The organism is Streptomyces sp. NPDC051582 (genome assembly GCF_040681715.1).
Taxonomy (GTDB): Bacteria; Actinomycetota; Actinomycetes; order Streptomycetales; family Streptomycetaceae; genus Streptomyces.
Window position 1 is genome coordinate 23814 of the sequence record NZ_JBFAZJ010000029.1, and the last position, 12544, is coordinate 36357.

Sequence of the window (12544 nt, forward strand, 5' to 3'; positions counted from 1 at the left end):
GTGCGGGACGCGGCCGGACGGGCTCCCGGGCCGCGGCCGGGCGGGCCTGCGTACGCGGCCGGGCGGGCAGGCGTACGTACGCGGCCGGACGGGCTCGCGCGTACGCGGCCGGGGCGCGCCCGGACATGCGTCGGGGCACGCCTCGGCGCGGCCCGTTCGGCCGCGGCCGGCGCACCCCTCGTACGGCGGGCTCAGCGCATCAGCGAAGGGCGTCGGCCACCTCTCGGGCCGCGTCCACCACGCGCGGGCCTACCCGCTCCGGCACGGCGTCGGCCAGCATCACGACGCCCACGCTGCCCTCCAGCCCGGTGATGCCCACGAGCGGGGCCGCCGCTCCGCTGGCGCCCGCTTCCAGCTCCCCGTGGGTCAGCGTGTACCCGGGCTCGGTGAGCGTGCCCTGACGGGCGCCCAGAATGGCCCGCCCGGCCGCCCCGCGGTCCAGCGGGTGGCGGAAGCCGGCCCGGTAGGCCACGTGGTAGTCGGTCCAGGTGGGCTCGACGACCGCCACGGCGAGCGCCTCGGTGCCGTCGACGAGGGTCAGGTGCGCGGTGGCGCCTATGTCCTCGGCGAGGGACCGCAGCGCGGGCAGGGCCGCCTCCCGTACCAGCGGGTGCACCTGCCGGCCGAGCCGCAGCACGCCGAGCCCGACGCGGGCCCGGCCGCCGAGGTCGCGCCGGACCAGGGCGTGCTGCTCAAGGGTGGCCAGCAGTCGGTAGACCACGGTGCGGTTGACACCGAGGCGGTTGGAGAGCTCGGTGACGGTCAGACCGTGGTCGGTGTCGGCGAGCAGTTTGAGGACTCTGAGTCCTCGGTCCAGAGTCTGGGAGGTTTCCGCGGTCACGACGCCTCTCCCTCTCTCGGTGAGCGGCGGTGACTCTCGGGGTGTATGCGGCGCCGGTCCCACGGCGACGCACGAGAGGCCGCCGGTAGCGGCCATGGCACCGGCTGCGCTCCCGCGGCGGCTCTGCCACGGGGCGTTCGATGCGGGGACATTAGCGAGCGGGTCCGCTCAGCGGAAGGGCTCGTCCAGAATCCGGGCGCCAACTACCCCTTTATGCCGGTAAACGATCGCCGAGGGAGTCGTTTCGTTACCTGGACCGACCGCCGGCGCCTGTGCGATCGGCCGACGCGGATCGTGGGCCGCGGGCCCCGGGCGGCGCCGGACCGGCCCCCGGACCGGACACGGAACGTGACGGCGCCCCCGTACGAAACTCCGCCCGGGGCACGCCCGTCAGTCCGTAGGAACGGTGGCCGGCCAAAGAGGAGGCGGTGGAGGGAGGAACGGGGTCACCGCATCCGGGTGGCCCACTCCTGCACCTTCTTGATCCGCTCCCGCAGCTGTCCGGCCGTCGCCTCCGCGCTCGGCGGTCCGCCGCACACGCGCCGCAGCTCGGTGTGGATCACGCCGTGCGGCTTGCCGCTCTGGTGGACGTACGCGCCCACCATCGTGTTCAGCGACTTCCGCAGCTCCAGCAGCTCCTTGTGCGAGACCACCGGCCGCCGCTCGGCCGGCAGCTCCAGCAGGTCCGCCTCGGCGTCCGGCTTGCGGCGGCTGTGCGCGATCTGCCGGGACTGCCGCTTCTGGAGCAGCATCTGCACCTGGTCCGGCTCCAGCAGGCCCGGGATGCCGAGGTAGTCCTGCTCCTCCTCGCTGCCCGGGTGCGCCTGCATGCCGAACTCGGCCCCGTCGTAGAGCACCCGGTCGAAGACGGCGTCGGACTCCAGCGCCTCGAAGGACATCTGCTCGTCCTCGCCGGTGTCCTCGTCCTCCTGCCGGTTCGCCTCGTCCATCTCCTTCTCGGACTCGGCGTACGGGTCCTCCTCGCCCTTCTTCTTGGGCTTGTCGAGGACGTGGTCGCGTTCGACCTCCATCTCGTTGGCGAAGCCGAGGAGATAGGGAATGGTCGGGAGGAAGACGGAGGCCGTCTCGCCGCGCCTGCGCGAACGCACGAAGCGGCCGACGGCCTGCGCGAAGAAGAGCGGGGTCGAGATCGTCGTCGCGTACACGCCGACCGCGAGGCGCGGTACGTCGACGCCCTCGGACACCATGCGGACCGCGACCATCCAGCGGTCGTCGTTCGCGCTGAAGGTGTCGATGTTCTTCGAGGCGCCGGTGTCGTCGGAGAGGACGAGGGTGGCCTTGGTACCGGTGATCTCGCGGATCAGCTTGGCGTACGCGCGCGCCGACTCCTGGTCGGAGGCGATCACGAGCCCGCCCGCGTCCGGGATGCCCTTGCGGACCTCGGTCAGTCGCCGGTCGGCGGCGCGCAGCACGTTCGGCATCCAGTCGCCCCGTGCGTCCAGCGCGGTGCGCCAGGCCTGGGAGATGGCGTCCTTGGTCATCGGCTCGCCGAGGCGGGCGGCGATCTCGTCGCCCGCCTTGGTGCGCCAGCGCATGTTGCCGCTGTAGGACAGGAAGATCACGGGCCGGACGACGCCGTCGCCCAGCGCGTTCCCGTACCCGTAGGTGTAGTCGGCGGAGGACCGCCGGATCCCGTCGTTCCCCTCCTCGTACGTGACGAAGGGAATGGGGTTGGTGTCGGACCGGAAGGGCGTGCCGGTCAGCGCGAGCCGCCGGGTCGCCGGGTCGAAGGCCTCCAGGCAGGCCTCGCCCCAGGACTTCGAGTCACCGGCGTGGTGGATCTCGTCGAGGATGACGAGGGTCTTGCGCTGCTCGCAGCGGTTGCGGTGCAGCATCGGCCGCACGCCCACACCCGCGTACGTGACGGCGACCCCGTGGTAGTCCTTGCTCAGCGGCCCGGCGGAGTACTCCGGGTCCAGCCGGATGCCTATCCGGGCGGCGGCCTCGGCCCACTGCTTCTTCAGGTGCTCGGTGGGCGCGACGACGGTCACCTGCTGCACGACGTGGTGGTGCAGCAGCCAGGACGCGAGCGTCAGCGCGAAGGTCGTCTTGCCCGCGCCGGGCGTCGCGACCGCGAGGAAGTCGCGGGGCTGGGTCTCGATGTACCGGTCCAGCGCACCCTGCTGCCATGCGCGCAGCTTGCTGGCGGTACCCCAGGGGGCACGGCCGGGGAAGGCGGGTGAGAGGTGGTGGGAGGCGGTAGTAGTCACGGTCTCCGGTTCGGGCTCTCGGCGGCGGTCGTACGTAGGACAACCGGGCCACCCTACCGGGGCCGGCCGGCCCCTCGGGGAGGGACAGGCCCGTGACCTCGGCGGGTGCGGCGAGCGTCACATCCGACGCAACCGCTCGGCGATGCGGGGCACATCGGCCTCGGTGCCGGCGGCGACGTCGATGACCAGGTCGTAGGCGGCGTCCTGGTCCACGCCTGCGAGGTCGATGCCGTTCACGGCGAGGAAGGTCGCGGCGGCGAGCCAGGCCGTCCGCTTGTTCCCGTCGACGAAGGGGTGGTTGATCGCGATCGCGTGCAGGAGCGCGGCGGCCTGCTCGTACGGGTCCGCGTACGCGGGAGTCCCGAACATCCGCGCGCGGGGCCGGTGCACGGCGGACTCCAGCAGCCCGGGGGCACGCAGCTCGACGCCCTGCTCCGGGCAGGCGTACCGCGCAAGATCCAGCACCTCGGCGAGGGTCAGATGCCGCACACCGCCGGCCCCACTCGCGCTGCCGGGGCGGGGGCCGGGGCCGGGTCCGGGGCCGGAGCCGGGTCCGGGGCCGGGTCCGGTCCGAGGGTCGGGGTCGGGGTCGGGGCCGGGGCCGGTCCCCGGGTCGGGGTCGGGGCCGGTCCCCGGGTCGGGGCCGGGGCCGTAGGCACTCGCGCCGCCGCTCACTGGCCGAGCCGCCTCAGCAGCGCCTCGTGCCGCTGCGCCAGGCGTGCGGCCTCGTCCCCGACCCGCGCCCGCTCGTCCCGCAGGTACCGGCGCACGGCCTCGCGCGCGACGTCCTCCGGGGTGCGCCCACTCGCATCGGCAAGATCGGCGAGCTGGGCCCGGTCACCACCGTCGAGCCGAATGATCAAGTTCTCCATCCGGGCAGCGTACGTACCGGCGCCCCCGCCCCTCACCGTGTTTTCGGACCCCCGGCAGCCCGGCCCGGCCTCGGGCCGGATCCCGGACCGCTCACGCCCGCGCAGGCGTCGGTTCCGCCGGGCCGGACCCGTACAGCCGGGTCGCGACCCACGCCCCCACCAGCGCCACGCACGCCATCGGCAGGAAGACCACGACGAACGCCGCCGGGTGCGAGCCCGCGCCCGCCCCCTCGGCGGCGACGGCGTGCGCGGCCCCCACCGCTCCCCCGCCCAGCGCGGCGAACGCCGCGCCCCCCGCCGCGAGCAGCACCACGTTGGCCAGCGCGTCCGAGATCTGCAGCGCGGCGGAATTGCTCCCCGCCTCCTCCGGCGCCGAAAGTTCCAGCAGCAGCACGCTCGTGGAAGCGGTCACCAGCCCCATCCCCAGGCACCCGACCGCCCAGGCGATCGCCAGCGTCCACACCGGCACGGACTCGATCAGGACCGCCGGCGCGGCCGCGATCGCGAAGGCCACCAGCACCATCCCGGCCACCATCAGCCGCTCCCGGTACGGCGCCATCCGCGGCTTCGACTGCAGCCACGAGCCCCCCGCCCAGGTCGCCCCGCCCGCCGCCAGCGAGAACCCGGCCAGCGTCGGGCTCAGCCCCCGCTGGGTCACCAGCATCAGCGGCACGAAGCTCTCCGCCGAGATGAACGACCCGGCCGCCACCCCGCGCAGCAGCACCACCGAAGGCAGCCCGCGCCGGGCCAGGTACGTACCGCGCGGCAGCAGCCCCCGTACGGCCGGCACCAGCAGTCCCACGCCCGCGGCGGCTGGCAGCAGCGAGAGCCACCGCAGGTCCTGCGCGGCGTACTGCAACAGCGCCGCCCCCGCGGAGATCCCGAACGCCAGCCGGATCCGCCTCCCGTCGAAGGCGGCGGTCGGCGCGCCCGGATCCACCGGCCCGGACGCGGTGCGCCGTATCGCGGGCAGGGCCACCACCAGCGGTACGACGACCAGCACGGGTATCCCGAGGAACACCCAGCGCCAGCCGAGGTGCTCGGTCACGGCCCCGGAGGCCAGCGGCCCGACGATGGACGGCACCACCCAGCTCGCCGCGAAGGCGGCCATGATCGCGGGCCGCAGCCGCTCCGGGTAGGCCCGGCTCACGACGACGTACAGCGCGACGATGACCAGCCCGCCCCCGAACCCCTGCACGGCCCGCCCGAGCACGAAGATCCACATGATCCCGGCGGTCCCGGCGCACACCAGTCCGGCGGCGAAGGCGGCGATCCCGACGGTCAGGGGCCGCAACGGCCCCTCCCTGTCGGCCCACTGCCCTGACAGCACCATGCCGAAGAGGCTGGTGGTGAAGTAGGCGGAGAAACCGAAGGCGTAGAGCCCGATCCCGTCCAGCTCCCGCGCGGCGACGGGCATGGCCGTCCCGACGGCGGTCGCCTCGAAGGCGATCAGGAAGATGACGGAAATGATCCCGATGCTGAGCACCCGGTACGCGGAGCCCAGGATCCCGCCCTCCGACTCCGCAGGAACCGGCACACTGCGCTGCGACACACGGTCTTCAAGGGCACTCATCGCCCCAGAGTAAGCCCCACCCCTGGGCTACGCCCCTGTCAATTGGACCCATCCTCCATGGTCCCCAAGACCTAGGTCGTGTCGCCTTGTGAACGCGGCATGGCATTCACATTGCACCCCCCGCGCCCACCTTCCCCACCCCGACCGGCAGCCCGTACGGTCACATCCACAACCACCCCACAGCCGTGTGCCCGAGTGGCCCAGGGACTCGCCTGCAAAGCGAGGTACGCGGGTTCAATTCCCGCCACGGCTTCGACGAAGGCCGCCCATCACCCCTGGGCGGCCTTCCGCATGTCGTCCGGCAGCACTCGGCTCCCGGCGTACGTCACGTCACTGCTTCGGGAGGTCGGAAGCCCGCTCGGGGAGTCCTCCGTTGTTCTCGCACCCGAGCTCTTTGGCGATCGCGGCCGCGGCGGAATGAGCGAGGACCAGGTAGTCCTCACCCAGCACGGCATCTCCCCGGCTGCTTTCGTACCGGTCCGCGTACGAGGCCGTGATCCGCAGCGGGACGTCGCGTGTGGAGCCGACGCGGGTACTGGCGCAGTCGAAAGCCACGCCCCGCTCCTTGTCGGCGCGCGTCACACGGACACCCGTCCGGTCACTTCCGGCCACGCCGGCGTTCCGGCCGGCGGCAGCGAGGCTAATCTCTCCGACTCGCTTCCCCCGGCCCACGATTCCGGTGACGGTGCACGGGGGTGCGGTGAAATCCCCGGCCTTCGGCCCCGCCCGGTAGAACTCCTCCATGGCCTTGCCCATGGCCGTGACTCCGACGGTCTGCGCATCGTCGTTGACCAGTTGCGAGGACTGCAGGACGTCCGTAAGGGCCTCCCCGGCGGCAGCCGTGATCAGCCCGGGGCACGCCTGGTTGGGAGGAACCTCCGGAGCCTTCACGGAAGGCGACGTCTCGGGCCCCGGACCTGACGCGGTACACCCTGCGGCCAGGACTCCAACCACCGCGAGTGCCACGAAGCGAGCAGTGGAAGCCATCACTTCGAGCTGTCCACCAAGTCGCGGCCGACCGAGTGAGCGACCGCCGATTCCTTGGACGCCACGCCCGCGAGCGTATCGATCTCCTTCTCGGACAGACCCGATCCGACGGCTGCGTGCAGCACGGCCTTACTGGCGGCATCGCTCGTCCGGCCCTCGGCCTCTGCGTACATCTTTGCCACAGCCTCTTGGGTGTGGCCGGTGTTCTCCTTGCCCTTCTCTTTGGCATCCTCGACGAAGAGATCGGTGACGTCCTCCTGGACCCACTCCACGACGTCACCCGCGACCGGCACCATTTCGAGGTATTTGCCACCGACAGCCGAAATACCGCGGTTGATCCACTTGGCACCGTCCTCGACGCCCTTCACGTACTCCTCGTTCGTGTGGGCGGTCTCGGCATGCATGTTCTGGGCGCGGGCTTCCGTCAGCATGCCCGCGATCTGGCCACCGGGCTGCACGGCGTTCTCGACGGCCGCGTCCAGGAGGTCCTTGTCGCCGGGATGCTGGACCACATCGGTGATGAGGACCGCCGTGAACGCCTGGTTGGCATTCGTGATGGCTCCATAGGCATCCGGATCCTGGCCGACCGCACCGAGGAAACGCGACATGGTCGCCTTGTTGAACTCGGCCATGTCCCCCGTCACCTTGATCTGATTGCCGCCGTTCTCGGCGGACGCCTGGAGGTCCGGGATGTATTCCGCCGCCATGTTGCCGAAGTGGCCCGCCATGGGTCCGAGCCTCGGCTTCTTGTCCTCGTCTTCCGGGTCCTGCGCCACCAGGGACGGATCGTCGCCGATCTTTTCGACGACGCGTTCCATGATCGCCGTCATGTCCTTGGTGTGCGGGACCGGCTTCGCGTCCTCGTCGCCCGGTACGCGGCCCGAGACGGCCGCTTCGAGGGCGCCGCCGAGTGCCTCCTGGGCCGGGCCCGCTTCGCCGTACGGGTGGCTCGGCGTCCGGTCGAAGGCGTCGGCCCAGGACTCCTTGTCCAGCATGTAGTCGACCATGCCCCGGGCCTTGCCGTGCTGGCCGGACACGACCTTGTCGGCCGTCGTGACGATGCCGTCGCCGTTGCTGTCCTGGCGGACCGGCTCGTTGAAGAAGGCCGTCGCCGCGTCCGGGTTGTGGGACATCGCGTCCATCAGACCCGTCAGCGGGTAGAAGCCGCGACTGCCGTCCTTGCCCTGGCTGAGCACCGTCTTCGGGTCGTACGGGGACCCGTGCTCCCAGGCCTTGGGGTTCTCGCGGTCGAAGGCGACCATGTCCCGGCCGACCGAAGTCAGGAAGTCCTTGTCGTACTTGCCTTCGTGGAGCAGCGCGCCCAGCGCCTGGTACCCGTAGATCCTGCTGGTCAGATCGCCGGTGACCTGCATCTCCTTGCGGCCGGCCTTCATCAGGCCGGTCGTCCACGCCGCGTCCAGGTGGTTCGGCGAACCCTTCTGCGTGGCGAGCCCCAGCATCGCGCCCATGTCGTTCTGGATGTTGCCGACCATCGCCAGGCGGTCCTTGCCGGCCTCACCGAGGGTCGAGGCGTCGATGGAAAGCTTCGCGTACGCCTCCAGCGTGCCGTCGGGGCCGAGCTTGCGGTAGAAGTCCGGGGCGAACTCCGCGTCGTTGCGGTTGTCGTCGAGCAGGTCCTCCAGCTCGCGCAGCGCCCCGGGATCGCGGGCCACACCGCCCGGCTCCTTGCTGAGCTTCCTCATCAGCTCGGCCGCCCGGTCGGCCTGCTCACCGTCGAGGGTGGTGTACTTCGGCGCGGTGAAGTCGTGGTCGTCCGAGACGTTCGCGCGCAGCGCGCGGGCCAGGGAGTCGTCGGCGTCCGCGCAGTCCTCCACGAGCCGGTCGACCCTCGCCTGCCAGGCTTTGCGGTTCTCCTCCTGCTTGCGCTTGAACTCGGGGTAGTCCGGGTCGTGCCGGGCCGCGTACTCGGTCTTCGGGTCCATCGGAACGGCCGAGACCTTGCCGACCGCGTCCACGCGGAACCCGGCGGCCGGGGCCTCCTCGTCGACGGCCTTCTTCAGTGCGTCCCGCGCCGTCTTGATGGTGGTGTGGCCATCGCTGAGCAGCTGATGGACGCCCTTGGCCTCCTTCGCCGCGTCCTCGAACTCCTTGGCCGTCTTGTCGACGAACGCCCGCCCGACGCCTGCGGTGACTCCGCTCCACTGCGCCTTGTCGGCCTTGGCCTTCATGCCGTTGCGAGCGGCCTCGGCCATCTCGTCCAGCTTGTCGGCCATGGCTTTCCAGTCCGTGGCCGCCGTCTGGAGCTTGTCCAGGGGCGCGTTCATCACGTTCTCGTACGTCAGCATGGAAGGCGCCGCCTACTTGAGGTACTTGTCGATCGCGGACGTGGTGAAGTCTGCGTGCAACTGCTGCTCTTCCTTGGCGTGGGAGGAGAGCGAGTAGTTGAGCCCGTTGGAGATGTTCGCGCAGGCGGCCACGAGGGTCTTCACCTGGCTCTCCCACATGGTGGCGACCTTCTGCAGCGCCGCCCCGCTCCCGAAGCTCTCCTTCGTGAGCGCGCCGGCGGCCTCGCCGGTGGCGGTGGCGGCGTGCTTGCCGTCGGTCAGGAGCCGGGTGTGCAGCTTGTAGGCCTCGGAGCCGATGGCGCCGATGTGGTCCTGATTGATCTCAAGGTCACCGCCGGCCGTGCCGCCGCCGGGGTCGGCGGGTACGTGGTTGAGGCGCATCGAGACGTTGGCCGCGGCGGTGGCGCGCGCGGTGGACCATTCCTCGTCGAACGACATCGCGTGCTTTTCTCCCTGTGTCACATCAACGTCTAACACGCTGAGCTGCGTCTGGGGTTACGGCTGTGGCGGAGAACGGGGTGAGCCGTCGTCCGGCTCGTTTCGTACGCGCCGTCAGTGGCTCCTGCGCCGCACGACGACGGCGGTGACCGCTCCGCCGATGAGAACACAGGCTCCCAGCCCGAGAGCGATCCAGGGAAGCGAGCTGCCGCTCTTCTTCTCCTCGGCCTGGGGCGCCGGCTTGGAGGAAGCCGAGTCGGAAGCCTTGCCGTCGCCGGAAGCCGCCGGGCTCTTGGCCGCATCCGCGGCAGCCAGGTCGGGCAGCGGGTACACGTCGGCCGGACCGGGGTCGCCGGGGTTGGGAACCGCGATCCGGGGCCGGACGATGCCGTAGCCGATGTGGTCGTTGCGCTGAGCGCCGTCGGTCGGCTTGCCGGCGGTGTTCAGGAGGACCCGCAGAACCTGGTTGTTGGTCCAGTCGGGATGCGCGGACCAGAGGAGGGCGGCGGAGGCGGAGGCGAGGGCGGTCGCGTCACTGGTGCCGTGGTTCTTACAAACGCCCGTGCTGCTCCCGCAGCCTGTAACGATGTCGATGCCAGGTGCAGACATGTCCACTTGAGGACCGTGCTGAGACTCCTTGGTCGGCTCACCCTTGGCGTCCACGGCACCAACAGCCACTACTCCGGGAGTAGCCGCCGGGTACATGACCCTGTTGTGTGTATCTCCGTTGTTGCCAGCGCCTGCGAAAATCAACTTCCCCTTGGAAAGGGCATACCGAACAGCCTCCGCCCGCTCCCGATCGTCCTCGGGCTGACTTGAACGAGCCTGGGAGATATTGATGATCCGGGCATCGGAGTCCGCCGCATATCGAATGGCAGCCACCCAAGACGGGGTCGTGTCGGCTTCTCCCATGTTGGGAACACGGATCGGAAGGATCTTGGCGCCAGGCGCCAATCCGTAGGCGCCGTCTCCACTTGAATGTTTTCCAGTGCCGGCGATGAGCGCGGCCATCGTGGTGCCGTGACCGTCATAGTCGGTGCGCTCGTCACCCTCAGCCTTGCCAGCCATAAGATCCTTGCCGGACAAGACTTGTCCCTCCAACTCCGGAATGCTCTTCACTCCGGTATCGATCACCGCGACGGTGATTCCTTTACCGGTGCTGATCTTCCAGATGTCTTCGGCTTTCATGGTGTCGAGATGCCACTGCTGCGAACGAATGGTCTCCGCATGGGCCGGGGTCGCGGCGACCCCGGCCAGCAGCAGACCCACCAGGGCCGAAGTCGCCTTGCGCATGTGCATCTCGTACAACGTCCGTTCTTCTCAGTCGATCACCGGCGGAGCAACACGATGGTTGCCCTGCCAGGTCTCTTCGTCCTCGACCAGGTAGTCCGGGCGCTCGCTGCCCTCGTCTTCGCGTCGCTTGCCGGCAGCACGCGTTCCCGCACCCGCGTGGCCCATGGCGCCGCCACCGTTGCGCACGAGACCTGAACCACCCTGGGTGAACGGCTGACCACCGGTGGCCAGGCGTCCGCCCGCCGCAGCCTGGCGACCGCCCACGATGCCGCCCGGCTCCGAGGCCAGCCGACGCGCCGGGGAACCACTCACGCCGCCGGCGGGAGCACCACCACCGCCGTGAGCACCGCCGCCCATCATGCCGCGGCCCGCGCCGGTCTGTGTGCCTTCGCTGCCGATGACCGTGCCACGCGGGATACCCGCGTTGGGCCCGCTCGTCGGCACGGCTCGGCCGCCCATGATGCCGGAATCCCGCGAGGGCAGGCCGGAGATCGGGCTGACCTTGCCGAGGCCGGTGCCACCCGGACCGAGGTTCGGCATCTGGCTGAAGCCGGGACCGAGGCCGGGACCCGTCTTGCCAGTGACCGACGGGAGCCCCAGCGGCGGGATGGGAACGACGGGACCAGGACCCGGACCCACAGGAAGGTTGGGGACCGGCGTACCCGTCGCCGGGGGCAAAGTCGTCGTGGGCGACGGCAAGGTCGCCACGTGGTCGAGGTCCACGTCCACGTCGCGGTCCGGAAACCCGGGCAGGGACGTGGGCACACTCGTCTGGGGCGGGGTACCGTCCGCCTTCGGCTGATGCCCCGGCACCAAACCCGACTCGTTCGAGGGCGTGCCAGGCGTCGACGTGTGCGAGGCACTGGATGTGCCAGTTTCCCCGCTGGACGAGCCTCCGGACCGCGTCAGCGTCTGCCCGCTGTCGACACCCGCCGGCAACAATGCTTCCGGCGGCGGCGGGAACGTCGGGATCTCCGCCTTGTTCATCTCACCGGACGACTGCTCGTACTTCTGCGCCAGATTGTTCATCCGCGTGACAGCGTCGTTGTGGTCCGCCGTCAGCTTGCCCTGCTCCTGCTGGGCGATCTGCTGCGCATCCGGATCGTTGTGGAACTTCCGGGCCGCTGCCAGATTCTCGGCGGCGCCCGTGTTGTAGGCAGGCATCTTCGACGCCTCGACCATCATCTGGACGGCGTCACCCATCCACTTGGACCCCGTCGCGCTGTACTCACTCAGCCGGAGCGTCGCGTTGCCCGCCCGCCCCACCCATTCCTGGAAGGCCGTGGCCGCTTCGCCCTCCCAGCCGGTGACCCGGTGGTTCTTGAGCTTCTCACCGATCTTCGCGATGTCCTCGGACGCCTTCTGCAGCCGGTCAGCCCGCTCCTTGACCGCCGTCGGATCCAGCGAAGCGATCATCGCCCGCAGCTGCTGGTGCGAATAGCCCTCGAAACTCGTCGCCATCAGTAGTTACCCCCCGTATCGCCATTGGTGCCGGCGTGCTTCGAAGCCGCCAGCTTGCGCTGCTCCTCCACATACGGGTCGCGCTTCGGGTCGTACTGCGCCTCTGCCGTCTTCGCGAGAGCCATCATCCGACGCTTGGTCTCTTCGTCCACACCGCCGTAGCCCTTGCCCGCCGACAAGATCGCGATCCCCAGGGCCTCGATCTGCCCCGCCAGGCCCTTCGAGAGCTTCTGCAGCTCCGTGATGACCGTGCCGTACGACTTGAAGAGCGCGTCCGCCTCAGGGAAGCCCGTGCCGAGCTTGCCCGCCGGCAGGGTGTCGTCCGCCAGCTTCTTGTGGTCGGCGTGCGATCCGGTGAGGTCGTCCAGCAGGTCCTTCACCATGGTCTGATAGTCCGTCAGCGTGTCGTACTCGACCTGCAGCGCTGCCGCTTTCGACTGCGCCGCGGCCTGCGCGCGGATCGAGTCCGCCAGGCCCGTCCCGAGGCCGCTCAGCCCCGCCAGCCCGTCCGGTGCCTTCTCCTCTGCCACGATGGCCTCCCC

11 protein-coding genes and 1 tRNA gene are annotated in these 12544 nt (G+C 70.4%); 1 reads left to right on the plus strand and 11 read right to left on the minus strand.

Annotated features, from left to right (window positions below):
- Window positions 1–199: 199 nt before the first annotated feature.
- The 5 genes from AB0M92_RS30415 to AB0M92_RS30435 form a co-directional block, all read right to left on the minus strand.
- Entirely contained in the window at window positions 200–841 is a 642-nt protein-coding gene (locus AB0M92_RS30415) for a helix-turn-helix domain-containing protein (RefSeq protein WP_366105522.1), read from the minus strand.
- A 446-nt stretch (window positions 842–1287) separates the two neighbouring features.
- On the minus strand, window positions 1288–3072 hold the full coding sequence (locus AB0M92_RS30420) for a DEAD/DEAH box helicase (protein ID WP_366105523.1): 1785 nt from the start codon (window positions 3070–3072) through the stop codon (window positions 1288–1290).
- A 117-nt stretch (window positions 3073–3189) separates the two neighbouring features.
- Window positions 3190–3561, minus strand: coding sequence for a type II toxin-antitoxin system death-on-curing family toxin (locus tag AB0M92_RS30425; RefSeq protein ID WP_366105524.1), 372 nt, complete (start codon window positions 3559–3561; stop codon window positions 3190–3192).
- Window positions 3562–3743: 182 nt separating this feature from the next.
- Entirely contained in the window at window positions 3744–3944 is a 201-nt protein-coding gene (locus tag AB0M92_RS30430) for a hypothetical protein (protein ID WP_366105525.1), read from the minus strand.
- A gap of 91 nt (window positions 3945–4035) precedes the next feature.
- A complete protein-coding gene (locus AB0M92_RS30435; protein WP_366105526.1) occupies window positions 4036–5517 on the minus strand; it encodes an MFS transporter in 1482 nt (493 codons plus the stop codon).
- A gap of 181 nt (window positions 5518–5698) precedes the next feature.
- Between AB0M92_RS30435 and AB0M92_RS30440 the strand changes: the two genes are divergently transcribed.
- Window positions 5699–5770 (plus strand) — tRNA-Cys (locus AB0M92_RS30440).
- A gap of 77 nt (window positions 5771–5847) precedes the next feature.
- Here AB0M92_RS30440 and AB0M92_RS30445 read toward each other — a convergent pair.
- The 6 genes from AB0M92_RS30445 to AB0M92_RS30470 all read right to left on the minus strand — a co-directional run bounded on the left by AB0M92_RS30445 (window position 5848) and on the right by AB0M92_RS30470 (window position 12532).
- Window positions 5848–6408, minus strand: a complete 561-nt coding sequence (locus AB0M92_RS30445; protein WP_366105527.1) for a hypothetical protein — start codon at window positions 6406–6408, stop codon at window positions 5848–5850.
- A gap of 95 nt (window positions 6409–6503) precedes the next feature.
- The gene (locus AB0M92_RS30450; RefSeq protein ID WP_366105528.1) at window positions 6504–8810 is read right to left on the minus strand and encodes a hypothetical protein; all 2307 of its coding nucleotides are present in this window, start codon (window positions 8808–8810) and stop codon (window positions 6504–6506) included.
- A gap of 12 nt (window positions 8811–8822) precedes the next feature.
- A complete protein-coding gene (locus AB0M92_RS30455; RefSeq protein WP_366105529.1) occupies window positions 8823–9248 on the minus strand; it encodes a hypothetical protein in 426 nt (141 codons plus the stop codon).
- A 114-nt stretch (window positions 9249–9362) separates the two neighbouring features.
- Window positions 9363–10547, minus strand: coding sequence for a type VII secretion-associated serine protease mycosin (mycP, locus tag AB0M92_RS30460; protein ID WP_366105575.1), 1185 nt, complete (start codon window positions 10545–10547; stop codon window positions 9363–9365).
- 21 nt (window positions 10548–10568) lie between these two features.
- The gene (locus AB0M92_RS30465) at window positions 10569–12002 is read right to left on the minus strand and encodes a hypothetical protein (protein WP_366105530.1); all 1434 of its coding nucleotides are present in this window, start codon (window positions 12000–12002) and stop codon (window positions 10569–10571) included.
- Window positions 12002–12532, minus strand: coding sequence for a hypothetical protein (locus AB0M92_RS30470; RefSeq protein ID WP_366105531.1), 531 nt, complete (start codon window positions 12530–12532; stop codon window positions 12002–12004). Before AB0M92_RS30470 ends, AB0M92_RS30465 begins: the two co-directional genes overlap by 1 nt.
- Window positions 12533–12544: the final 12 nt, after the last annotated feature.